20 protein-coding genes are annotated in these 23,568 nt (G+C 73.4%); 10 read left to right on the forward strand and 10 right to left on the reverse strand.

Annotation, left to right across the window (positions count from 1 at the left end; genetic code table 11):
• Nucleotides 1-69 precede the first annotated feature (69 nt).
• Nucleotides 70-570 (reverse strand): GNAT family N-acetyltransferase, encoded by a 501-nt coding sequence (locus tag ACFC0G_RS02695; RefSeq protein WP_376396002.1) that lies wholly within the window; start codon nt 568-570, stop codon nt 70-72.
• A 79-nt stretch (nt 571-649) separates the two neighbouring features.
• Here ACFC0G_RS02695 and thpR point away from each other — a divergent pair, with 79 nt between their 5' ends.
• Nucleotides 650-1,234 (forward strand): RNA 2',3'-cyclic phosphodiesterase, encoded by a 585-nt coding sequence (thpR, locus tag ACFC0G_RS02700; RefSeq protein ID WP_376396005.1) that lies wholly within the window; start codon nt 650-652, stop codon nt 1,232-1,234.
• 193 nt (nt 1,235-1,427) lie between these two features.
• Complete coding sequence (locus tag ACFC0G_RS02705) at nt 1,428-2,417, forward strand: aldo/keto reductase (protein WP_376396008.1); 990 nt, start codon at nt 1,428-1,430, stop codon at nt 2,415-2,417.
• Nucleotides 2,418-2,473: 56 nt separating this feature from the next.
• Here the strand turns inward: ACFC0G_RS02705 and ACFC0G_RS02710 are convergent, their stop codons facing one another.
• Nucleotides 2,474-3,004 (reverse strand): MarR family winged helix-turn-helix transcriptional regulator, encoded by a 531-nt coding sequence (locus ACFC0G_RS02710; protein ID WP_376396011.1) that lies wholly within the window; start codon nt 3,002-3,004, stop codon nt 2,474-2,476.
• A gap of 29 nt (nt 3,005-3,033) precedes the next feature.
• Between ACFC0G_RS02710 and ACFC0G_RS02715 the strand changes: the two genes are divergently transcribed.
• Complete coding sequence (locus ACFC0G_RS02715) at nt 3,034-3,453, forward strand: carboxymuconolactone decarboxylase family protein (RefSeq protein ID WP_376396014.1); 420 nt, start codon at nt 3,034-3,036, stop codon at nt 3,451-3,453.
• 38 nt (nt 3,454-3,491) lie between these two features.
• Here ACFC0G_RS02715 and ACFC0G_RS02720 read toward each other — a convergent pair whose 3' ends face one another.
• Nucleotides 3,492-4,178, reverse strand: a complete 687-nt coding sequence (locus ACFC0G_RS02720) for a GDSL-type esterase/lipase family protein (RefSeq protein ID WP_376396017.1) — start codon at nt 4,176-4,178, stop codon at nt 3,492-3,494.
• 93 nt (nt 4,179-4,271) lie between these two features.
• On the reverse strand, nt 4,272-5,123 hold the full coding sequence (locus ACFC0G_RS02725; protein WP_376396024.1) for an alpha/beta fold hydrolase: 852 nt from the start codon (nt 5,121-5,123) through the stop codon (nt 4,272-4,274).
• A 71-nt stretch (nt 5,124-5,194) separates the two neighbouring features.
• Between ACFC0G_RS02725 and ACFC0G_RS02730 the strand changes: the two genes are divergently transcribed.
• Nucleotides 5,195-6,193: a WD40 repeat domain-containing protein gene (locus tag ACFC0G_RS02730; RefSeq protein WP_376396026.1), complete on the forward strand. Its 999-nt coding sequence runs from the start codon at nt 5,195-5,197 to the stop codon at nt 6,191-6,193.
• Nucleotides 6,194-6,247: 54 nt separating this feature from the next.
• Here the strand turns inward: ACFC0G_RS02730 and ACFC0G_RS02735 are convergent, their stop codons facing one another.
• Nucleotides 6,248-6,865: a hypothetical protein gene (locus tag ACFC0G_RS02735; RefSeq protein ID WP_376396029.1), complete on the reverse strand. Its 618-nt coding sequence runs from the start codon at nt 6,863-6,865 to the stop codon at nt 6,248-6,250.
• A gap of 214 nt (nt 6,866-7,079) precedes the next feature.
• On the opposite strand from ACFC0G_RS02735, the gene ACFC0G_RS02740 reads away from it, so the two are divergent.
• On the forward strand, nt 7,080-8,042 hold the full coding sequence (locus ACFC0G_RS02740) for a helix-turn-helix domain-containing protein (protein WP_376396032.1): 963 nt from the start codon (nt 7,080-7,082) through the stop codon (nt 8,040-8,042).
• A 94-nt stretch (nt 8,043-8,136) separates the two neighbouring features.
• Here ACFC0G_RS02740 and serC read toward each other — a convergent pair whose 3' ends face one another.
• Complete coding sequence (gene serC / locus ACFC0G_RS02745) at nt 8,137-9,255, reverse strand: phosphoserine transaminase (protein ID WP_376396035.1); 1,119 nt, start codon at nt 9,253-9,255, stop codon at nt 8,137-8,139.
• A 51-nt stretch (nt 9,256-9,306) separates the two neighbouring features.
• On the opposite strand from serC, the gene ACFC0G_RS02750 reads away from it, so the two are divergent.
• Nucleotides 9,307-12,129, forward strand: coding sequence for an FAD-binding and (Fe-S)-binding domain-containing protein (locus tag ACFC0G_RS02750; protein ID WP_376396037.1), 2,823 nt, complete (start codon nt 9,307-9,309; stop codon nt 12,127-12,129).
• A 1,033-nt stretch (nt 12,130-13,162) separates the two neighbouring features.
• Entirely contained in the window at nt 13,163-13,726 is a 564-nt protein-coding gene (locus ACFC0G_RS02755) for a GNAT family N-acetyltransferase (RefSeq protein ID WP_376396040.1), read from the forward strand.
• Here the strand turns inward: ACFC0G_RS02755 and ACFC0G_RS02760 are convergent.
• Entirely contained in the window at nt 13,713-14,570 is an 858-nt protein-coding gene (locus tag ACFC0G_RS02760; RefSeq protein WP_376396043.1) for a LysR family transcriptional regulator, read from the reverse strand. The genes ACFC0G_RS02755 and ACFC0G_RS02760 overlap by 14 nt on opposite strands.
• 206 nt (nt 14,571-14,776) lie before the next feature.
• Between ACFC0G_RS02760 and ACFC0G_RS02765 the strand changes: the two genes are divergently transcribed.
• From ACFC0G_RS02765 to ACFC0G_RS02775, 3 genes are all read left to right on the forward strand, one after another.
• Nucleotides 14,777-15,712 (forward strand): DMT family transporter, encoded by a 936-nt coding sequence (locus ACFC0G_RS02765; protein WP_376396174.1) that lies wholly within the window; start codon nt 14,777-14,779, stop codon nt 15,710-15,712.
• Between the two features lie 9 nt (nt 15,713-15,721).
• Nucleotides 15,722-16,099, forward strand: coding sequence for a VOC family protein (locus ACFC0G_RS02770; protein WP_376396046.1), 378 nt, complete (start codon nt 15,722-15,724; stop codon nt 16,097-16,099).
• A 126-nt stretch (nt 16,100-16,225) separates the two neighbouring features.
• Nucleotides 16,226-16,408: a DUF1272 domain-containing protein gene (locus tag ACFC0G_RS02775; RefSeq protein WP_376396049.1), complete on the forward strand. Its 183-nt coding sequence runs from the start codon at nt 16,226-16,228 to the stop codon at nt 16,406-16,408.
• Here the strand turns inward: ACFC0G_RS02775 and ACFC0G_RS02780 are convergent.
• The 3 genes from ACFC0G_RS02780 to ACFC0G_RS02790 all read right to left on the reverse strand — a co-directional run bounded on the left by ACFC0G_RS02780 (nt 16,405) and on the right by ACFC0G_RS02790 (nt 23,334).
• Entirely contained in the window at nt 16,405-20,319 is a 3,915-nt protein-coding gene (locus ACFC0G_RS02780; protein WP_376396052.1) for a hypothetical protein, read from the reverse strand. The genes ACFC0G_RS02775 and ACFC0G_RS02780 overlap by 4 nt on opposite strands.
• Before the next feature lie 7 nt (nt 20,320-20,326).
• Nucleotides 20,327-20,641 (reverse strand): trypco2 family protein, encoded by a 315-nt coding sequence (locus tag ACFC0G_RS02785; protein WP_376396055.1) that lies wholly within the window; start codon nt 20,639-20,641, stop codon nt 20,327-20,329.
• 140 nt (nt 20,642-20,781) lie between these two features.
• Nucleotides 20,782-23,334, reverse strand: coding sequence for an FtsX-like permease family protein (locus ACFC0G_RS02790; protein ID WP_376396058.1), 2,553 nt, complete (start codon nt 23,332-23,334; stop codon nt 20,782-20,784).
• Nucleotides 23,335-23,568: the final 234 nt, after the last annotated feature.

Raw genomic sequence — 23,568 nt, forward strand, 5'->3', positions numbered from 1 at the left:
ACGCTCTTACGTCCGGACACCCCCTCCCCCGCTACGGCCCCGACCCCTCCCGCCGTCGCCGTCAGCGGCTCAGACCCGGCGCTCCAGCACCTGGCCCTGCCACTCGCCCACCGCGAACGGTTCGGTCCGGGTGAAGCCCTGGCCCTCGTAGTACGCGACGAGCCGGCCCTCGCTGCCCGCGAAGCAGTCCACCCGCAGCAGCGACACCCCCTGCCGCCGCGTCTCCTCCTCCGCGTGGGCGAGGAGCGCCGCCCCGACCCCGTGGCCGTGGAAGCGCGCGTCGGTCGCGAGCAGGCGGACGTACACCTCCGGCTCGTCCGCCGGCGGCACGTGCTTGCCCGGGTGCGGCGTCAGCGTCATCGTGCCCGCCGGTACGCCGTCGATCTCGACGATCCACGGATCGCCCTCGGCCATCGTGTCCTCGACCTGCTTCACCGCCGCGGGGCGGGCCGAGAACGGTTCCGTGCCCCACTGGGCGGTGATTCCCTTGCCGTTGAGCCACACCACGGCACTGTCCAGCACTGCGAGTATCGCGGGGAGGTCCTCCACCCCGCCCTTTCGGATCTTCATCCCCCAGAGGGTAGGGCCTGATCCGCCGGACGGGCCCGGCCGGACAGGCCCTGGTCGCCCGGCCTGCCAGACTCTTCCCATGAGGCTTTTCGCCGCCGTCCTGCCGCCCGCGGAGCAGCTGGCCGAGCTCGGACACGTCACGGACCGGCTGCACCGGCTGCCCGGGGCCGACGGGCTGCGCTGGACCTCGCGGCCCGGCTGGCACCTCACGCTCGCCTTCATGGGCGAGGTCGACGAGGAGCTGCTGCCCGAGCTGCGCGTCCGGCTCGCCCGGGCCGCGCACCGCACCTCGCCGTTCCCGCTGCGCCTCCACGGCGGCGGTCACTTCGGCCGCCGCGCCCTGTGGACGGGGGTCGCCGGGGACCTGGACGAGCTGCGGCTGCTCGCCGAGCGGTCCGACGCCGCCGCCCGCCGGGCCGGGGTCGCGATGGACGAGCACCGCCGCTACCAGGCCCATCTGACGCTGGCCCGCGCGCGGACGGACGCGGTCGACCTGCATCCGTACCTCGACGAGCTCCACGCCTTCGAGGGCGGCCGCTGGCAGGTGGCCGAGCTGGCGCTCGTCCGCTCGAACCTGCCGGTGAGCGGGGTGCGGGGCGAGCAGCCCCGGTACGAGCAGCTCGACGGCTGGCCCCTTGAGGGGCGGGAGGGGCGGTCGGGTTAACCTCGATGCGTGGACCCGAAGACCCGTAACCGAATCATGGCCGGCGCGCTCGTACTGATGTTCGCGATCATCGCGGTGGCGTCGCTGACCGGACAGTAAGCGCCTCGACGAGCCCGGGCGGCACCGTTCGCCGCGTTCGCTCCATGGGAATCTCCTTGCTTCGAGCGGACTCGAAGCAGTTGGCTTGACCCCCATGGAGTACACGCAGCTCGGACGCACCGGACTCAAGGTCAGCCGACTCGTCCTCGGCACGATGAACTTCGGCCCGCAGACGGACGAAGTCACCAGTCACGCCATCATGGACGCCGCGCTGGACGCGGGGCTCAACTTCTTCGACACCGCCAATGTGTACGGCTGGGCGGAGAACAAGGGGCGGACGGAGTCGATCATCGGCTCCTGGTTCGCCAAGGGCGACGGCCGCCGCGACAGGACCGTCCTCGCCACCAAGGTGTACGGGAACATGGCCGCCGACGGCGACGCCTGGCCCAACCACGACAAGCTCTCGGCGCTGAACATCCGCCGCGCGGTGGAGGCCAGCCTCAAGCGGCTCGGCACCGACTACATCGACGTCTACCAGTTCCACCACATTGACCGCTCGACTCCCTTCGAGGAGATCTGGCAGGCGGTCGACGTCCTGATCCAGCAGGGCAAGGTGCTGTACGCCGGCTCCTCGAACTTCCCCGGCTACAAGATCGCCCAGGCCAACGAGGCCGCCGCCCGCCGCGGCTCGGTCGGGCTCGTCAGCGAGCAGTGCCTCTACAACCTCTTCGAGCGGCGCGCCGAGATGGAGGTCATCCCGGCCGCGCAGGAGTACGGCCTCGGGGTCATCCCCTGGTCGCCGCTCCACGGAGGCCTGCTCGGCGGCGTCCTGAAGAAGGAGGCCGAGGGCAAGCGGCGTACGGAGGGCCGCGCGGCCGCCACCCTCGCCGACCCGACGTCCCGCGCGCAGCTCCAGGCCTACGAGGACCTGCTCGACAAGCACGGCCTGGAGCCGGGCGAGACGGCCCTCGCGTGGCTGCTCACCCGCCCGGGCGTGACGGGCCCGATCGTCGGCCCGCGCACGCCGGAGCAGCTGACGAGCGCGCTGCGCGCCCTGGAGGTGGAGCTGAGCGAGGAGGTCCTGTCCGCCCTGGACGAGATCTTCCCGGGCCCGGGCCCGTCGCCGGAGGCCTTCGCCTGGTGATGCCCCCGGTCCAGGGTCATGATCCGGGTCCAAGTCCCTGATCCGCCGGACACCCCCTAGGGCGCGCCGAGCCAGCTGGTGGCGTCCAGGCGGAACGCCGTCTCCGCGGGGACGACGTTCCGCAGGGCCGCTTCCATGTCCCGGACGCGGTCCGCGCCCAGTGTCGCGGCCCACTCCGCCCGCAGTTCGTCGAAGATCGCGGCGGAGCGGGCGAGGGCGTCGTACCCGCGGGGGGTGAGCCGGACGAGTTTGCGGCGGGCGTCGGCGGGGTCGTCGGCGCGTTCCGCGTAGCCGACGGTGAGCAGCCGGTCGACGGTCTTGCCCGCGGCCTGCTTGGAGACGCCGAGGCGGCGGCCGATGTCGCTCGCGGTGGCGCCGTCGACGCCGATGGCCTGCATGGCGAAGCCGTGGGCGGGACGCATGTCGGGGTGGCCCTCGGTGGCGAGGCGGGCGTGGAGCCGGTCGATGAGGGTGCGGAAGCCGCCGAAGAGGAGCAGGGGTAGCTCGAATCCCGGGCCGTCGGCCGGTACCCCCTTGCCAGTATCGACAACCTGGTTTACGTTTTCTCCAGCGACATGGTCAACCATGTTGTCCATTCTAGTCCGGGGGAACCGCCTTGTCCGCAACGAACGACATGTCCGCCCGTACCGCCGCCGCCGTCGCCCTCCTCAAGGAATCCCCGGAGACCCTCGACGGCTTCCTCAAGCTCAGCGCGATCTTCGAGTCCACCACCCTCGACCCGCACTCCCGCGAGACGGTCGTCCTCACCGTCGCCGAGCGGAACCAGTGCCACCTCTGCGTCGACATGCACGAGGCCAAGATGGCCGCCCTCGGCCCGGCCCCCGACGCCGAACGCCTCGCCGCCGTACGGACGTTCACCCTCCGGGTGCTCGCCTCCTCCGGCGCCGTGAGCGACGAGGACCTCGCGGCCTTCGCGAAGGCCGGCTACACCCGCCGCAACGCCCTGGAAGTCGTCCTCGGCGTCGGCACGTACACCCTCTCCACCTTCGCGAACCGCCTCACCCGCGCGGCGTGACCCCTCAGGGGACGTGACCCCTCAGAGGGCGTGACCCCTCAGGGGACGTACGGGCCGCCCAGGCCCCACGCCTGGTGCATCGCCGTCGCGAAGGCGGCGGCCAGCTTGTGCTCGCCGGTCACGCCCGGGTGGGTGCCGTCGTAGGTGTCCGCGTGGATGTCGTACGACTCCGGGACCGTCGCCAGGAGCAGCGGCGAGGCCGCCGTGTCCAGGTCGGCGACCGCCTTCGCGAGGAGCTCGTTGAAGCGGGCGCACTCGGCGGCGAAGGGGGCGTCGTACTCGGCGCGGACGTTCGGGATGACCGGCAGGAGCACGGCCCGCACCCGCGGGTTCGCGGCGCGGGCAGCCGCGACGAACGCGCGGACGTTCTCCTCGGTCTGGTCGCTGTTCGTGTAGAAGCCGAGGTCGATCAGGCCCAGGGAGATCAGCAGGACGTCCGCCCCCGTGGCCGTGACGGTCCCGCCGATCACCGGCGCCATGTGCAGCCAGCCCTCGCCCCAGCCCGCCAGATGGCGCCGGGCGGGGGCGGGGAAGGCGGGGTCGGCGTAGGCCTCGACGCCGTTGGGGTCGTCGGCCGCCGTCGGATCGTAGAGCCCGGTGCGCGGGCCGACGATCTCGTACCCGCCCGGGAGCGTCGCCTCCAGGTGCTGCCACATCCGGTGGCGCCAGGTCCAGTCGCCGACGCGTCCGATGGTCATGCTGTCGCCGACGAACAGAAAACGCATGGTCACATCATCGCGGACCGCTCCCCGGGGCGGCGACGTGATCCGGGACACGGCCCCGGCCCCGTACGCCTACCCGTACACCCACCCGTACGCCTACCCCAGGAAGCCGTCGACCGTCTCCGCGAACCACTCCGCGTCGTCGTGCCACGGGAAGTGCCCGCCCCCGGCCAGCACCGCGAGCGTGGCCTTCGGGAACAGCTCCGCGTACGCCGTGGCCGTCGGCACCGGCGTGTTCGCGTCGCCCTCCCCGGCGACGACGAGCACCGGCCGCCCGAACGCCCCGAACGCCGCGCGCGTCGCCTCCGGTTGGTACGCGCCCTCGCTTCCGAACACCCCCGCGGCCTGCCCGTTCCGCTGCCGGCCGCTCTCCGCGTGCCGCTCGCGCGCGGCCTCGTCCCACGTCCCGTGGAAGAACGGCGCGACCGCCTGGAACGTCTCGGCCGACCCGCGCCCCGCCGTCAGCTCCTCAAGCGCCGCGTACGCCGGACCGAACCACGGCTCGGCGCTCCGCAGCCGCGCCGCCGCGAGCCGCTCCTCGCCGGCCGTGTCGATCCCGACGGCCGCCGTGCCCGGGGTCACGAGGACCAGCCGCGCGACCCGCTCCGGGTACCGGGTCGTGTACAGCGCGGCCAGGTTCGCGCCCGCCGAGTGCCCGAGGAGGTCGACGCTGTCGAGCCCCAGCTCGATCCGCAGCGCCTCGACGTCCCCGACGAGCCGGTCGCAGCGGTACGAGGACGGGTCGTCCGGCACCGCCGAAGCGCCCGTGCCCCGCAGGTCCAGCCGGATCACCCGCCGGAAGGCGGTGAGCCCGCCCAGGTCCCCGAGATAGGCGGAGTCCTCCATCGGACCGCCGGGCAGACAGAGCAGCGGGGCGCCGGAACCGGGGAAGGAACCGGTGACGTGGTAGGCGAGTTCCGTGCCGTCGGGCGCGGTGAAAGTGGGCATGCGCGTGACCATGACAGCGGCTCCTCCGCTGGTCAAGCGGGTTTCCCCCGTCCCGTGGCAGGCTTGAGGCCATGCGAACTGCTCTGTGCGCCCTCGGCGCGGCGGCGGCCCTGGTGCTGCTCCCCGCCGGTCATGCCCGTGCCGAAGGGCAGGACCCCGACCGGGACTTCACGATCGCGGACCCCCGGATCACCGAGTCCAGCGGTCTCGCGGCGAGCCGCGCCCACCCCGGGATCTACTGGACGCACAACGACCAGGACGCGCCCCTGATCTACGGCATCGACTCCCGTACGGGCGAGACCGTCGCGACCCTGACGATGCAGGGCGTCGGCACGCCCCGCGACATGGAGGCGATCGCCGTCGGCCCGGACGGCGACATCTACGTCGGCGACATCGGCGACAACCTCGACGGCTCCTGGGACCACGTCTGGATCTACCGCTTCCCCGAGCCGAAGACCCTCAAGGACCAGAAGGTGGCGGCGAAGCAGTACGTCGTGAAGTACGCCGACGGTCCGCGCAACGCCGAGGCGCTGATGGTCCATCCGAAGACCGGCCGGGTGTACATCGCGAGCAAGAACCAGGACGGCGGCGGCCTGTACGCGGGCCCCGAGCGGCTCTCCTCGTCCGGGACGAACGTCTTCCGGCGCGTCGACGACGTGCCGTGGGTGACCGACGGCGCCTTCTCCCCGGACGGCGGCCGGCTCGTCCTGCGCGGCTACTTCAGCGCGAAGGAGTACGCCTGGAAGGACGGACGCCTCGGCGACGGCGGCACGGGCGTCGGGGCCCCCTTCCAGGGGCAGGCGGAGTCGGTGACGTACACGACGGACGGCTCGGCCTTCATGTTCGGCTCGGAGGGCGTGAACAGCAAGGTGGTGCGGGTCGACCGCGACACGGCCGACCGGCCGGCCACGGAGGAGCCGAAGACGCCGGGCGCCTCCGCCGCCCCGAGCACGCCCGCCACCGGCGACACCCAGGGCGGCCAGGGGAACGCGACCACCGGCTTCCTCGTCCTCGCGGGGGCCACCGTCCTCGTCCTCGGCATCAAGCGCCTGCTGCGGCGAGGGGACTGAGACCTGACGGGGACGGCTCCCGCGCCGCCCCCGCCGGTCCCGCTCACCCTTCGGTCAGCAGGGGCTCAGCCACCACACCCAGCCCCACGGGGCGTGCCGGTCCTCGCTGTACCCGCCGGGGGAGGTCCAGCCGAGGTTGACGTTGGCGTCGTAGAACTTGGCGTACAGGGTCGAGCGCTGGTTGTTGATCCACGACCCTGTCGTGGTCCAGACGATGCGGTTCAGGGTGTCGCAGTCGAAGAGGTTCATCTGGTCACCCGTGAAGTTCTCGTACTTGTACGCGCACACGTACGTGTAGGGGCAGCCGGCCAGCGCACCCAGCCCCGCGTTCGGGGCGGTGAGGTCGCGGGCCCGCTTCTCCCCGGGCAGCGTGAGCAGCAGTTCGCCGCCGCCCGCCAGGGCGATCTTGTTGGCGCCGACCTGGGTGCCGTCCGTCTGCGCCAGGTAGCCGTCGACCCGCTTCTGCAGGCTTCTCGCCTCCGCGCCGTTCAGCCCGGCGCTTCTGGCCTGCGCGGTGAAGCCCGTGCCGGCGTCGCTCGCGGCCCCGGCGGCCCCGGCGGCGCCGGGTGTGGCCACGAGGGCCAGGAGGGCCACCACCAGGGCGGCGACGGCCTTCCCCCAACCGCCGGCCCGTAAGGACCCCTGCTTCCCCTGCTTCCCCTGCTTCGTCACTGAGTCACCTCTGCTTCTCGTCCCGGCACGGTGCCGGGACGGGTCACCACTGTGCGGCGCGTGCTCCGTCCGCGTCGTTGGCATCGGGCGCAGTTTTGCGTCGCAGTGAGCGCAAAGGGCCGCTGGATTCAGGCGAGTTGACCGACATTCCGCTGTTCCGGCTTCCACCCGCACACCCACGATGGACGTGTACACATCACTGGGGGGTGAGGGTGTGAAGGCATCGGTCTCCACCGACAGCGTCAGCGCACGCGACGGCTACGAGTGGTGGGCCCACATGGTCGGCGACCTCATCATGCCGGTGTCGATCACCAGCCCGTACGCCGACCGCTTCCAGGGCTCCGCCACGGCGATCCGGCTGGAGGACACGGACCTCTCCTGCCTCGCGTTCTCCCCGATGTCCGCGCTGCGGGCCGCCGCCCACATCCGGCGCGCGGACCCGGAGCAGTACTTCCTCTTCCTCGTCCACGGCAGCCCCATCGGCATCGAGCAGTGCCGCAACAACTCCCTCCTCACCGCGGGGGACATGGCGATCTTCGACACCTCCCACCCCCTGAGCGGCGAGTTCCACGACGAACAGCGGCTCTCGCGGGTCAGCCTGCTACGGCTGCCCCGCGCCGAGCTGCCGCTGCCACAAGACCGGGCGGACCGACTCCTCGGCACCCCGCTGCCCGCGCGGACCGGCTCCGGGGCGCTGCTCGCCTCGTACCTGAACGGGCTCCGCATCCAGGCCGACCGGTGCGGGCCGGCCGAACTGCGCCGCCTGGGAGGCATCGCCCTCGACCTGGCCGCCGCCTTCCTCGCCGCCGCGAGCGACAGCCCCGCCCCGCTGCCCGCCGAGACCCGGAAGCAGGTGCTGCGCGCCCGCATCCGCACCTTCATCGACCACAACCTGCCCGATCCCGAGCTCGGCCCGGCGGCCATCGCGGCACACCACCACATCTCCGTACGCCTGCTCCACCTGCTCTTCCGCGACGAGCCGGAGACGGTCGGCTCCACGATCCGGCGGCTCCGCCTCGAACGCAGCAGGGCGGACCTCGTCGACCCGCGCCTCGGTCACTGCGGGGTCGGCGAGATCGCGAGCCGCTGGGGCTTCCGGCACCAGGCGGACTTCAGTCGCGCCTTCCGTCGCGCGTACGGCATGGCGCCCAGCGACCACCGACGCGGGAGCCGCTGACCCCCGGGAACGCCGGAGGGCCCGGCGCGCCCGGGAACGCCGAAGGGCCCGGCGCGGACGATGTCCGACGCCGGGCCCTCCTGCGTGCAAAAGATCAGAGCTTCTCGATCACGTAGTCGATGCAGGCGGTGAGCGCCCGCACGTCCGCCGGGTCGACCGCCGGGAACATCGCGATCCGCAGCTGGTTGCGGCCCAGCTTGCGGTACGGCTCGGTGTCCACGATCCCGTTGGCGCGCAGCACCTTCGCGACCGCCGCCGCGTCGACCTCGTCCGCGAAGTCGATCGTGCCGATGACCTGCGAGCGCTTCGCCGGGTCCGTCACGAACGCCGACGCGTACTTGGACTCCTCGGCCCAGCCGTACAGCGCGTCCGAGGACTCCTTCGTCCGGGCCACGGCCCAGTCGAGACCGCCCTGGCCGTTGATCCACTTCAGCTGCTCGTTGAGCAGGAAGAGGGTCGACAGCGCCGGAGTGTTGTACGTCTGGTTCTTCAGCGAGTTGTCGATCGCCGTCGGCAGCGAGAAGAACTCCGGGATGTGCCGGCCCGAGGCGTGGACCCGGGCGGCGCGCTCCAGAGCGGCCGGCGAGAAGGCCGCGAGCCACAGGCCGCCCTCGGCGGCGAAGGACTTCTGCGGGGCGAAGTAGTAGACGTCCGACTCGGTGATGTCGACGGGCAGACCGCCCGCGCCCGAGGTCGCGTCGACCAGGACGAGCGCACCCTCGTCGGCACCGGCGACCCGCTTGATCGGGGCGGCGACACCGGTGGAGGTCTCGTTGTGCGTGTACGCGTAGACGTCGACGCCCGCCTCGGCCACCGGCTCCGGGTGCGTGCCCGGGTCGGAGGAGATCACGGTCGGCTCGGCAAGCCAGGGAGCCAGCTTGGCGGCCTTCGCGAACTTGGAGGAGAACTCGCCGAAGGTGAGGTGCTGCGACTTGTTCTCGATCAGACCGTGGGTCGCGATGTCCCAGAAGGCGGTGGAGCCGCCGTTGCCCAGGATCACCTCGTAGCCCTCGGGCAGCGAGAAGAGGTCGGAGACGCCGGCACGCACTTCGCCGACCAGGTTCTTGACCGGAGCCTGGCGGTGGGACGTGCCGAGGAGAGAGGAGCCGGTCGCGGCCAGGGCGTCCAGCGCCTCCGTACGCACCTTGGAGGGGCCCGCGCCGAAACGGCCGTCGGCGGGCTTGATGTCAGCGGGAATCTGGATCTCAGCCACGAGGCGGAGAGTATCGGGTCGGGAAGGGCCCGGTCGCGGGATGTCCGCCGGATGAGACGAGGACTGAGACATCCTGGCCTTGTGGGAACACACGACGATCATGCCTCCGCCCTCGCCGCGGACCTGCGCGCAGCCGTCGCCGGAGACGTCGACTTCTCCGTCACGGCGCGGGCCCTGACGACCATGGACGCCTCCAACTACCGCCGCGTGCCGGTCGGTACGGTCGCGCCGCGCGACGCCGCCGACGTCGCGGCCGTCCTTGAGGTGTGCCGGGCACACGGCACGACCCCGGTCGTCGCGCGCGGCGGCGGCACGTCCATCGGCGGCCAGGCCACCGGTACGGGCGTGGTGCTCGACCTCACACGGCACATGGCCGGGCTCGTCTCCCTGGACCCGGAGGAGCGGACGGCCGTCGTCCGGCCGGGGCTCGTCCTGGACCGGCTGCGGGAGGCGGCACGGCCGTACGGGCTGACCTTCGGCCCCGACCCGTCCACGCACAGCCGCTGCACCCTCGGCGGCATGATCGGCAACAACGCGTGCGGGGCGCACTCGGTCGCCTGGGGGACCACGGCGGACAACGTGCGCTCGCTCGAAGTGGTGACGTATCGCGGAGCGGAGTTGACGCTGGGCCGGGACGGGCAGGGCGCGCCGCCCGGACTCCTCGACCTCGTCGACCGCCACCTGGCCCTGCTGAGGACCGGCTACCCGGCCGGCCTCCCGCGCCGGATCTCCGGCTACGCCCTGGACGCGCTGCTGCCGGAGCGGGGCGTGGACGTGGTCCGCTCGTTCTGCGGGAGCGAGGGCACGCTCGGGGTGGTGACGGAGGCGACCGTACGGCTCGTCCCGCTGCCGGCCGACCCGGTCCTCGTCGTCCTGGGCTACCCGGACGAGAGCGCGGCGGCGGACGCGGCGGCCGGGCTCCTGCCCTACCGCCCGCTGACCGTGGAGGGCATGGCCGCCGACCTCGTCCGGGGCGGGGCCGAGGGGCTGCCCCGGGGCGGGGCGTGGCTGTTCGTGGAGATGGACGGGGACGGCCCGGCGCGGGGACTGGTCCGGGCGGCGGACGCGCTCGACTCCGCCCTGGTCCGCGACCCGGCCGGGCAGCGGGCCCTGTGGCGGATCCGCGAGGACGCGGCGGGGACGGCGACGCGGCTGCCCGGGGGCGGGGAGGCGTGGCCGGGATGGGAGGACTGCGCGGTGCCGCCGGCCCGGCTGGGCGCGTACCTGCGCGAATTCCGCGCCCTGCTCGCGGACTTCGGCCTCCGGGGGATCCCGTACGGGCACTTCGGGGACGGCTGCGTGCACGTGCGGATCGACTTCGACCTGTGGACGGGGAAGGGGGTACGGGACTTCCGCCGCTTCTCGGAGGCGGTGGCGGACCTCGTGGTCGCCCACGGCGGCTCGCTCTCCGGCGAGCACGGCGACGGGCAGGCGCGGGCGGAACTGCTGCCGAGGATGTACGGGGAGGAGCTCGTCGGCCTCTTCGGCGCGGTGAAGGACGTGTGGGACCCGGACGGAGGCCTGAACCCGGGGATGCTGGTCCGCCCGAAGCCGCTGGACTCCGGGCTGCGCTTCGAGGGGCTGCCGCTGGTGGGCGTGGGCTGGGAAGCGGCGAGATGCGTGGGAGTGGCCAAATGCCGGGTCTCGGGCCCGAGTTCCGGCCCGACGGTCATGTGCCCGTCCTACCGGGCGACGGGGGAGGAGAAGCACTCCACGCGGGGGCGGGCGCGGCTGCTGCACGAGATGGCGCTCGGGGAGGTGATCACCGACGGCTGGAAGTCGGAGGAGGTCCGCGAGGCCCTCGACCTGTGCCTGTCCTGCAAGGGGTGCCGCAGCGACTGCCCGGTGGGCGTCGACATGGCCGCGTACAAGGCGGAGTTCCTGGACCGCCACTACGCGGGCGTCGCCGGCCGGTGGCGGCGACCGCGCTCCCACTGGACGATGGGCAGCCTGCCCCGGTGGCTGGACCTGTTCGGGCGGGGCGTGAACGCGGCGACACGGCTGCCGTTCGCGGCGCGGCTGGCGGGGGTGACGCCGGAGCGGTCGATGCCGAGGGTGGCGGACCGGACGCTCGTGTCCTGGTTCGCCGAGCGTGGCTCGCGCCGCCCGCCGGCCCTGACCCTGTGGCCGGACACCTTCACGAACCACCTGGCCCCGGAAGTGGGCCGAGCGGCGGTACGCGTCCTGGAGGACGCGGGCCTGGGGGTGACACTCCCCCCGGGCCGGGTCTGCTGCGGCCTGACGTACGTGTCGACGGGCCGGCTGGGGGCGGCGCGCAAGGTGATGAGAAGGACGCTGGACGTGCTGGACCTGGCGCCGGGGGGCGACGGGGGCACGGGCTCGGGCTCTGACTCCGGGGCGGGCCCTGGTCCCGGCCCGATCGTCGTCCTCGAACCCTCCTGCGCGGCGGCGCTCCGCACCGACCTGCCCGAACTGCTGCCGGACGACCCCCGGGCCGCCCGCCTCGCCGCGTCCGTCCTGACCTTCGCCGAGGCCCTGGAGACCCTGGCCCCCGACTGGACCCCGCCCCGCATCGACCGCCCGGTCACCGGCCAGACCCACTGCCACCAGCACGCGGTCCTGGGCGACGGCCCCGACCGCCGCCTCCGCGCCCGCGCGGGCCTCACGGGCGAACTGTCGGGCGGCTGCTGCGGCCTGGCGGGCAACTTCGGCTTCGAACCGGACCACTACGAGGTCTCGGTAGCCTGCGCCGAGGACCAGCTCCTGCCGGCACTCCGCGCGACCCCGGACACCACAACCGTCCTGGCGGACGGCTTCTCCTGCCGCACCCAGATCGCCGACCTGACACCCCGCAAGGCCCACCACCTGGCGGAACTCCTGGCGGAGGCCCTGGAACAGGGGGAGGGGCGCTAGGGGCGGGGGTTTCGGGCGGGCTTCTGGTGGGACCGCCCTCTTTCCGAGAGTCGCAGCTTCCGGCACCGCGTCAAGGGCGCCTTCGGCGTCGCTACGCGATGGGCTGCGCCCACCCTTGACCCGGCGCCGGAAGCTGCGCAACAACTCTCGGAGGGCGGTCCGGGGGCCGGGGTCGCCGGGGGCCCGGGTATCGCTCAGGCCTCGTGAGCGGGTGACGGGCCGGTGGGTGGGGGCTCGGTTAGTGGCCGGGGCGAGTGGGCACCTTCCGTCGGTTCGGGGTGCGCGGTCGTTGAATGGGGCAGCGGGGCAAGGCTTGGCGGCGAACGCACGTCCCTCGGCTGGGATTCAGGCCTGGCTGGTCATTCCCGGTGGGTTGGGGCAGGCGAGCCGTGCATTACTGCGAGTAAGGAGCCGGGAGGCAGCCTCAAGACGGGCATTTCACCCAGCGGGGGCTGGTGCGGGCTGACGAACTGTAGGGATTGCTCGGATTACCGAGGTTCGCGCCAGGAGTCTCCTGTCGGGCTACCTGAAGCCTGTTGTCCCGTCCCGCGCTCGTTTCTCCTGCGCCGCACCCTGGCCCGCAAGGCCTCTCACCACATCCGGGAATGACCAGCGGGGCCTGAATCCCGACCACTCGATGGACGTTCGCCGCTAAGCCTTGCCCGGCTGCCCCATTCAACGATCGCGCACCCCGAACCGACGGAAGGTGCCCACTCGCCCCCGCCGCAAGCCAAGCCCCCACCCACCGGCCCGTCACCCGCTCACTCCACCCCGGCCGATGCCCGGGCCCCGGCGACCCCGGCCCCCGGACCGCCCTCCGAGAGGTCATTCGCTCCTGGAGCCGCCGGGTCAAGGGTGGCCGAAGGCCATCGCGTAGCGACGCCGAAGGCGCCCTTGACGCGGTGGTGGAAGGTGCGACTCTCGGAGAGAGGGCGGTCCCACCAGAAGCTCGCCGGAAACGGCCATCCGTTGCCGCCTGCCTTTCGTGCCCTCGCAGGTGGCAGGCCCAGGACTGAAGGAGATCCCTTCACGCATGCGCATCGACGACAACGAACCCCCGGCCGCGCGCCTCGTCCTTCGTGAGCTCGGTGCCGGTGACGTATCCGCCGTGCATGACATTTACGGTTCCGAGCTCGCGACCGAGCACCTCAGTTTCGCCACTCGCTCGCTCGACGAGGTTCGGGGGGTCGTCGAGCGGTCGGTCGGTTCCGCGCGGGTCGTTCCTCGGGAGGAGTACGCCCTCGGGGTCGTCGAGCTCGCCACCGGCGGGCTCGTCGGGTTCGGGCGGCTCGCGGTGGATCCGCATCAGCAGCGTGCGGCGACCATGGGGTTCGCGCTGCGGCCCGAGTCGTGGGGTGTCGGGTACGGGCGGGAGACCGTCGGGCTGCTGCTCGCGCTGGCCTTCGGGGAGCTCGGCCTGCATCGGGTGTGGGCTGCGCGGGCGCCCCTCAACACCGCCTCCGCGCGGACGCTCCTCGCCTCCGGCTTCGTCGAGGAGGGGCGGATCCGGGGGCACGTCCACGTCCGGGGTGCCTGGCGGGACTCGATCACGTACGGGATCCTCCGCGAGGAGTGGGAGGCGCTCAGCCCCCGCTGACGATCTCGCGGGCCATCGCGACCAGCGCGCCCGTCGCCGGGTGCGGGAAGGCGTCCCGCCAGGCCAGGACCACCGGCAGCGGCGGCGCGTCGGACAGCGGGCGGTAGGCGACGCCCGGGTGCGGGTGGAGCGCGGCCGTGGAGGCGGAGGAGACGCCGGTGCCGCGGCCCGCGGCGATCGCGGTGAGCCAGTCGTCGGTGTTGGCGACGGTCAGGGTGGCCGCCGGGCGGCCGCCGGCCGGCCAGAGCGCGAGCGTGGTCGTACCGGAGACGGTGTTGAGGATGATCGTCTCGGCGGCCAGGTCCCCGAGCGTGAGGCTGGGCCGGTCGGCGAGCGGGTTGTCGGCGGGCAGCGCGGCGACCCGTTCCTCCGTGGCGAGCTCCTCCGTGACGAGACCGGGCGCGTCGACCGGGCCCCTGAGCAGTGCCGCGTCCACCTCGCCGCGGGCGAGTCCGGCCGTGCGGTCGTCGATGCGGAGCAGTTCGAGCGGGGTCTCGGGGTGCTGCCGCTGCCAGCGCCGGAGCAGCGGGGTGGTGTACGGGCCGAAGGCCGACCAGGCGTGCCCGAGGCGCAGGGGGCGGTGGCGGAGGCGGGCCGGGTCGACGGCGGCGTCGAAGGCGGCGAGGGCGGCGGCGGCCCTGTCCTGGAAGGCGCGGCCTTCGGCGGTGAGGGCGAGGTGGTGGGTGGAGCGGTCGACGAGCCGGGCGCCGAGGTGGGCTTCGAGCGCGGCGAGCGTGCGGGAGACGGCCGGCTGGGTGAGGTGGAGCCGGGCGGCCGCCCTGGTGAGGCTGGATTCCTCGGCGATGGCGAGGAAGCAGCGGAGGTGGCGTAGCTCGATGCTCATGTCTTCGGAGCATAACCGCAGCGCAATCGGCATTTCCGGTGCCGCGCGGGGGCTCGTAGCGTGGGAGGGGATTACGGCGGGACGATACGGTGAGTTCATTGTGTTGGACTTGCAGTACAGTTCAATGAACCTTTGACGGTGTGGTGCGATGTGAGTGGAGGAGTGGTCCGGTGAACAGTCCGGTCAAGGATGTGCCGGCGGTCGCCGTGACGGTCGAGCCCCAGCAGGTTCCTGCGCCCGGGAAGCTCGCGTTCGGGAAGCTCGCGTCCGGGAAGGGTGGTCGGCACCTCGGGCCCGTCGCCCTCGTCGTCGCGGGCGGACTCTCCGTACAGTTCGGCTCCGCCGTCGCCGTCCTCCTCATGCCCCGCGCCGGAGCCCTCGGCGTCGTCACCCTGCGGCTCGTGCTCGCCGCCGTCGTCCTGCTGGCCGTCTGCCGGCCCAAGGTCCGCGGCTACAGCCGCGCCGACTGGGGCACCATCGTCGCCTTCGGCACGGCCATGGCGGGGATGAACATCCTCTTCTACCAGGCCGCCGACCGGATCCCGCTCGGCGCCGCCGTGACCCTGGAGGTCCTCGGCCCGCTGATCCTCTCGGTGGTCGCCTCGCGCCGACTGGGCAACCTGCTCTGGGCCGGGCTCGCCCTCGGCGGCGTCGTCCTGCTCAGCGGCGGCGGCTTCGACCGCCTCGACCCCGTCGGCGCCGCCTTCGCGCTCGCCGCGGGCGCGATGTGGGCCGCGTACATCGTCTTCAGTGCCCGTACGGGCCGCCGCTTCCCGCAGGCCGACGGGCTCGCGCTCGCCATGGCCTTCGGCGCCGTCCTCAGCCTGCCGCTCGGCATCGCGGAAGCGGGCGACAAGCTCCTCGTACCGTCGACGGTCCTGCTGGGCCTCGGGGTCGCGCTGATGTCGTCCGTCCTGCCGTACACCCTCGAACTCCTCGCCCTGCGCCGCCTGCCCGCGCCCACCTTCGCGATCCTGATGAGCCTGGAACCGGCCATCGCGGCTGCGGCCGGCTTCCTCATCCTCAGCCAGGCGCTGTCCGTCGTCGACGCCCTCGCCATAGCCCTCGTCATCGCGGCGAGCATGGGCGCGGTCCGCACCCAGGTCCGCGCGGCCAAGCGGGCGGCGCAGGGCGCGCCTTAGACTCCGCGCGTGATCGCCGACCTGCAGTGCCTCGTCATCGACTGTCCCGTGCCCCGCGCCCTCGCGGAGTTCTACTGTTCCGTCCTCGGCGGGGAGGTCGACCGGCCGGATCCCCGCTGGTCCCTCGGCGACGCCTGGTCGACGCTGCACACCCCCGGCGGGCTCGTCCTCTGCTTCCAGGGCGTCGCCGACCACCGCCCGCCGGCGTGGCCGGATCCCGAGCGCCCCCAGCAGTCCCACCTCGACTTCGGCGTCCCGGACCTGGACGCGGCCCAGGAAGCGGTCCTCGCCCACGGCGCGACCGTCCTGGACGAGGGGGACGGCAAGCGGAGCTGGCGGGTGTACGCCGACCCTGCCGGGCATCCGTTCTGCCTGGTCCGCCACTGAGTCGCCGAGGGGTGCGGCGGGAGTGGCCCGATCCCTTTGATCTTTGTCTTCCGGCCTGTTTCGGGGGTGCGGGGGTGCCTCGGAGGATGAGGGGTGTCACCGGACGTACGAGGAGGGGAGCCGACCATGGCCCTGGAGATGCGAGACCGCTGTGAGCGCTGCGAGACGGCGACCCTGACCGTGGACGGGCCCGCCCGGATCTGTACGTACGAGTGCAGCTTCTGCGTGCCGTGCGCCGACGCCATGGACGACGTCTGCCCCAACTGCGGCGGTGAGCTCGTCCCGCGCCCCCGCCGGGCCCTCGCCTAGCCGGCGGACTGCGCGGGTTCGCCCTCGCGTGGCGCCGGAGGCCGTGACGCTGGAGGCTGTGGTGCCGGAGGCTGTGGTGCCGGCGGGCGTGGTGGCGGCGGGCCCGGGCGGGGCGGCAGCATGTGGGCGTCGATGTAGGCGAGGGCCGCCGTGTTCCGCTCGTGGACCGGCCAGGCCACCACCCATGTCCGGAGCCGCGCGACGATTCGGGCCTGCTCCGCCGGGTCGTACCCGCCGCCGATGAGCAGCGCGTGAATGCGGCCGACGATGCCGTCGTTGTGGCGGAAGACCGTGGGGTCCATGGCGAACGGCAGCGCGATCCACCTGCGGATGCAGTCGTCGGCCCACGCCGCCCCGATTCCCGTACGGAACTGCTGGGACAGCGTGGAGACGAGGGCGTCGAGCACGCCGTTGACGTTCGACGGGGGCCCGTGCTGTTCGGCGTGGTCGAGGCAGAGCTCGACGGTACGGAGCCACTTGCGGGCCTCTTCCCACGTCGTGATGTACGGCCCCACCTGGAACGCGGTCCCCGCCATGCGGGGGACGAGGTCCTCGTTGTCGAGGTTGGTGCGGGCCCAGTGGAGCATGGCGCGGTAGATCGTCGGGCTCATCAGGCGCTGGCGCAGCACCCACTTGCTGAGGAACGTGAAGTCCTGCTCCGGCGTGTGGAGGCCCACCCACGTGTCGACCATCTCCCGTATCTCGGGGGGAGTTCCGCCGCGCGGCAGTTGCTTGAGGAGCGAGCCGAGGACGAAGTCGGCGTCCTCGTTGGTGTGGTTGGACGCGAGCCAGGTCCGTGCGGAGGCGACGGCCTTCTCCGCCACCTCCGGGTCGAGGTCCGTGCGGGCCAGCAGGAGCTTGAGGACGAAGTCGGCGTCGTGGGTGTCGGTGTGCCGTTCGAGCCAGGCGAGGGCGGCGGCGATGGCCTTCTCGGTCGCGTCCGCGTCCAGGTCGGTGCGGGCCTGGAGACGGTTGATGACGAAGCGGGCCTCCTGGCCGGCGGCGTGCTCGGCGAGCCAGGTGAGCGTCGCCGCGATCGCCTCCTTCGCCGCCGTACCGGGGTCGAGGTCCGTGCGGGACAGCAGCGGGTGGAGGACGAACCGCGCCTCCGACGCCGTGGTGTACCGGCGGAGCCACGTGAGGGCCGCCGCGATCGCCTCCTTCGCCGCGGCCGGGGCGAGGTCGGTGCGGGACAGCAGCGGTTCGAGGACGAAGCCGGCCTCCTGGGTGGCGGTGTGCTTCTCCAGCCAGGTCAGGGCGGCGGCGACCGCCTTCTCCGCCTCGCCGGCGTCGAGGTCGGTGCGGGACAGCAGCGGGTGGAGAACGAACTGCGCCTCCTGCACGGCGGCATGGAGGGCGAGCCAGGTCAGGGCGGCGGAGACCGCCTGGCCCGTCTCGTCGGTGTCGAGTCCGGGGCGGTGCAGCACCGGGGCCAGGACGAAACTCGCCTGCCCGAGCTCGCCGTGCCGTGCCAGCCACGACCACACCGTGGGCAGCAGCAGCCGGGCACCCTCCTCGGGGAGGTGGTGGAGGCCCCGGTAGAGCAGGTGCCGCGCGGCGATGCGGCTGCCGAAGTCCGCGAGCCAGGGGCTGACGACCTGCGACCAGCACTGGACTGCCGAGATGGACCAGGGCGCGCCGGAGCAGACCGCGCCGAGGGCGTAGCTGCCGATGCCGGCGTCCTGCCGCAGGACGGCGCCGAGGGTGGTGGCGTGCTGGGTGAACCAGGCGTTCAGTACGGCGGAGACCGGGCCCGAACGGTCCGCGAGCGCGAGGTCGTTGACGACCCGCCCGAGGTTGAGCGCGGCGCGGCCCACCGCGCGGGGGCTCACGAGGCATCCGGCGAGCAGGGCGTGGGCGCCGTCGGTGTCCGGCGCCTCGTCCCGCTCGGGGAGGAGGACGGATTCGACGAGCTGGTCGGTGACGAGGTCGTGGGCGACGGACAGCGTGCCGTCGGGGTCGGTCTCCAGCCAGCCGAGGGAGAGGAGGGTGGCGACCACGTCCTCGGCGCGCGGCACGACGGTGTGGGGGGAGGCGGTGTACGGGGTGCGGGCTTGCGGGACTGGGGCGTGCGGGACCGGGGCTTGCGGCGCGGCGGTGTACGGGGCGGCGGCGTGCGGGCCTTGGGGGTACGGGCCTGGGGCGTGCGGCATGACGGCGTGCGGCATGACCGCGTGCGCTGCCGTGGCGCCCCCGGGCGCTGCGGGCCCGCCGGGAGCCGCGGGCACCCCCGGCGCTCCAGGTGCCCCAGGCATCCCAGGTACCCCCTGTGCCCCCGCCATCCCCTGCGCCCCCAGCGCGCTCAGCGCCGCGCGGGCCGCTGCCGTCACGTCCTCGCGTGCCTGCGGGCACGCGGCCGTGGCCGCGGCGGCGGCGACGAGGGAGTGGGAGGCGCGTACGGGGACGAAGGCGTGTTCGCGGCCCGGTACGGCCAGGTCGTCCTCGCCGAGGCGGCTCTTCAGCCAGCGGGGGATCTCCCCGCCCTCGCGCAGCCCCGTGGGCTCGGGCAGGCCCAGGCCCGAGGTGAAGCGCCGCTCCACCTCGCGGGCGACGAGCAGCGCGACGATCGGGCGGTGGCCGCAGATCTCCCGCATCCGGGCGATGCCGTACCGCTCCGTCGCCGCCGGGGCGAGTGTGCGCAGGGCGTTGTCGGCGACCTGTTTCTGGAAGTCGTCGTCCTGGCGCAGCTCCACCTCGTCGAACAGGTCGTGCAGCTGCCCCCGGTTCGCCTTCCGCAGCCAGCCGGGGCGTACGGACGCGAGGAGCGCGACGGGGATGTCGCGGCGGCGGGCCTCCGGGATGAGCCGGTGCCGCAGTGCCGGGAGGTCGAGCTGCGACTCGTTGAGGTAGTCGACGACGACGAGCGCCGGGGTCTGCTCCGCGCAGACCTGCTCGGCGATGACGTCGGTGACGGAGCTGTCCTCGCCCGGCAGGACGTGCAGGACGCGCCAGCCCGCTTCGAGGGCGATCCGGCCCACCTCGATGCCGGCCCGGGTCTTGCCCGTGCCGGCGGCGCCCACGAGCAGGACGCCCCGGTCGCCCGAGCCGACGAGCCGCACGAAGAGGTTGGCGGGCTCGGCCGGGTGGTCGGGTCCGGGGGACACGAAGGAGAGCTGTTCGGAGGTGAGGTTCTTCTTGAAGTCACCGAAGCCGCTGACGAGTTCGTGCTGGGGGATGACCGCGCGCAGCAGCGGCTCCGGCTCGGGCGGTTCGTCGCCGAGGGCGACGGGCCGGGGTTCGTACCGCACGCCGCCCAGGGCGAGTTGGCGGCAGAGGTCCGGGTCGTCGAGGGCGTCGGCGATGGGCTCGGCCTCGGCACCGGCGATGCCGGCGGCGGGCAGCCGGTGCGCCTGTACGCCGATGAGGAGACCGCCGGTGGGGGTGAGGAACGCGGCGCCGGACATGCCCCGCCAGGGGTCGGGGTCGCCGCCGCCGGGCGGGCGGGGCGCGGTCGTCGTGTACTGGAGGTCGAGCAGCCTCGACTTGAGGTTGGAGCCCAGCAGGACGAACCCCTCGGCCTGGCGGCTGTCCCGCCGCCGCAGGCCCGTGACGCCGGGTTCCTCGGGGCGGGTCGCGAAGGCGGGGAAGCCGATCCCGATGAAGGGCACGCTGCCGGCGCCGGGCGGCAGGGCGCCGAAGGACACCGGCTGGACGGTGTCGGCGGGGGCGTCGTCGAGGCGTAACAGGGCGAGGTCCCGGCCGTTCTTGCCGCGCCACACGGGTGTCGCGGACAGTGCGGTGTCGCCGCCGCCGAGGCGGACGGTGCACGTGCCGGGGTCGGGGTCCGGGCCGAAGAGGTGGTCCACGGTGAGGACGAGCCGGTGGGCGATGCGGTAACCGGAGCCGTACTCGGCCGTGCCGTTCCCCGTGACGACGACCTCGGCCACGCGGGCCGTGTCGGGTACGGTCACGGGCTGCTCAGCCGAGGCCGAGGAGGTCGGTCACGTCGTCGCCGGTGCGGACTTTCTGGCCGGTCGCCGCTTCCTCGGCGGAGAGCGTCATCCGGACGGTGTGCGTCTGGCCGCTCTTCGCGCCGGCCTTGCCGCCGAGCGAGACCACCCAGAACTTCATGCCGGCGTTGGCCTCGGCGGACTTCTCCACGGACACCTGGAGCTCCAGGTCGATGGAGTCGATACGGAACCTCACGTCCTCGTTCGCCGCTTCCAGCCGGGCGCGGCTGATCTCGGAGCGCAACGAGGCGAGCAGGTCGGCGAGTTCGATGTCCATGCTCATGGGACCCCCGTGGTCGTGCGAAGTGGTACCGGTCAAGTGTTGCAGAAGGGTGCGGAGTTCGGCAGTGGTCCGTCGTGTGCGGTGCGGTGCCGCGATCGCGAGCGCGGATCGTGGGGTCGTACGGTCACGACGTCGTACGGTCACGACGTCGACTGGAGTGCGTCCACCACCACCAGGCGGCGCACCCGGCGGGCCGGGAGGGCCGAGGCGGCGATGCCGGTGAGGAGGGTGGCCGCCAGGATGCCGAGGACCGTCAGGGCCGTACCGCCCGAGTGGGCGAGGATCTCCAGCGGGGAGACCGAGGTGAGGACGGAGCGGGCGGCGAGCGTGCCGTAGACGAGGCCGAGGACCGTACCGGCGAGCGCGCCGGAGAGGGCCAGGAGGACGGACTCCAGGGTGAGCATCCTGCGGAGCTGCTCGCCCGCGAGGCCGACCGCGCGGAGCATGCCGAACTCGCGGGTGCGTTCCTCGACGGTGAGCATCAGGGTGGCGGCGACGCCGAGCGCGGCGATGGCCATCGAGAAGCCGAGCAGTACGGTCACGACGACCATCAGCCGGTCCAGCATGCCCCGGACGAGCCGGGCGTCGGCGGTGGCGTCGGCGACCCGGAGGTCCGGGTGGGCGGCGAGGGCCTGGTCGATGGCGGCGCGGGCGGTGGCGTGGTCGGTGCCGGCGGCCGGGTCGACGAGGACGGTGGCGACGGTGGCGGCGCCGGGTGCGAGCCGGTCGAGCGTGGCGGGGGTGACGTACACGGTGGCCTCGGGGGCGAGGTCCATGGGCAGCGTGGACCGGTGGGCGGCGAGGGTGGTGGCCTCCGTCGTGGCGGTGCCCTTGGCCGTCCCCGTCCCCGTCCCCGTCCCCGCGCCCTGCACCGTCACGGTGCCTTCCTTCACCAGCGTCAGTGCCTCTCCGTCCTTCAGGGCGCGGGCCGCCGCGACGCCCTCCGCCGCCGGGTTGAGGCGGGTCGGGTCGGCGGCGGCGATCACGGTGCTGCGGCCGTCGACGGTGAGGGTGGCCGTACGGACCGGGGTGGTGGTCAGTTCGGGCCGCTCGCGGAGGGCGGCGAGCGCGCCGGCGGGTACGGATTCCTCCTTCCCTCCGGACTCCCCGAGCAGGCTGAAGACGGCCGGCGTGCGGTTCGCGAGCATCGTCTCCAGGCCGCCGCTCGCGACCCCGATCGCGGTCACCGCGGAGACGGCGACGGTCACGCCGACGAGCATCGCGGAGGCGGCGGCCCCGGTCCTGGCCGCGTTGGCGCGGAGCTGCTGCACGGCGAGCTTCCCGGTGGTGCCGAAGGGGCGGCGCAGGCCCCTGCCGAGGAGGCCGACCAGCGGCGGCAGCAGGTGGCGGGCGTAACGGAGGACGCCGAAGAAGGTGAGGATCGCGCCGAGCGTCACGGCGAGCAGTGCGAGGGGCGAGCCGCCGAACGCGCCGAGTGCGAGCAGTCCCGCGCCGGTGACGAGGAACAGGACGGAGACGGCTTCGCGCAGGGGGCGGCTGCCGGGCTCGGGGAGCCGCGCGGCGCCGCTCGCGGCGAGCGCGGTCACGGGCGGGACGGCTGCGGCGGCCCGGGCGGGCTTGCGGACGGCCCACAGGGTGAGCAGGACGCCGAACAGCCCGGCGAGGAGGAAGGTGAGCCGGCCGGGAAGCAGCGAGACCTCGATGGGGCCGAGGCCCCCGAAGCCGTTCAGGAGGGCGGTGCCGAGGAGGCAGGCGCCCGCGCCGGCGGCGAGGCCGGCGGTGGAGGCGAGGACGCCGAGCAGCAGCCCTTGGCGGCGGATGACCCGGCGGACCTGCTCGCGGTCGGCGCCGATGCAGCGCAGCAGGGCGAGTTGGCGGGCGCGCTGGGCGAGGACGACGGAGAAGGTGTTGGTGACGACCATGCGGGCCACGGCCATGGCGATGAGGACGAACGAGAGCGCGGCGGTGAGGACGACGGCGTAGATCGTCCGGGCGCTCCGTACGGCGTTCTCGACGGCCCCGGCGTGGGTGTAGGCGGTGACTCCGCCGCCGATCGCCTTCTTGGCGGCGGTGGTCGTGGCACCGGCCGGCGTGCCGGGCGCCAGGTCGATGTCGAGGTGGGTGGTGCGGATCCCCGTCGCGTACGTCCGGGTCTCCGCGTACGGCACGCCGATCGCCGGCTGTGAGCCGAGCGCCTGGGACGCGGAGGTGTCGAGGAGTCCGGTGAGCCGGACGTCGGCGGTGCCGCCGGCGGCCTTCGTCAGCCGTACGGTGTCGCCGGGCGCCGCTCCGACGCGGCGCGCGGTGTCGGTGTCGAGGACGGCTTCGCCCGGCGCTTTCGGCCATTGGCCGCTGTCGAGGCGCTGCCAGCGCAGCGCGGGGTCGGCGGCGACGGAGGTGACGAGGGCGCGGTCGTCGAGGGGGCGCCCGGAGGGCAGCAGGACGTTGGCGTGGCCGACGAGCCGTTCGCCGACCTCGACGACTCCGGGCAGCCGTGCCGCCTTGGCCGCCGCTCCGGCGGGCATGGCGTCCGTCTCGGGGGCGACGACCTGGACGGGTGCCGTGCCGATGTCGGCGGCGGCGGACTGCTCGTACGACTGGACGAGCGCTCCGGCGCCGCCGACGGACAGGACCAGGAAGGCGACGCCGACGGCGACGGCGGCGCCCGTGAGGACCAGTTGGCGGAGCTGGGACCGGAAGTCCTTGACGGCGAAGGCGAGCAGTGACGACATGCCCTCCACGCTAGGAGCGGGTCGGTCGGGTTCTCGGCCCCATCAGGCAGGATTCGGGGTCGTTCCCGAGTCGTCCGCCGCGCGGCCCGCCGTACCTCTGAGGGATGACCCGGCCCCGGGAGGCGCCCCGGAGCCACCCCGGGAGGCCTGCCCGCCACCGCCGTTCGCATCAATCAAAGCAAGCATGCTTGATTGTTTTCTGGTTCGCTGCCATGCTCCGGGGCACGCCGTCGT

This window comes from Streptomyces sp. NPDC056169, assembly GCF_042268445.1.
Taxonomy (GTDB): Bacteria; Actinomycetota; Actinomycetes; order Streptomycetales; family Streptomycetaceae; genus Streptomyces.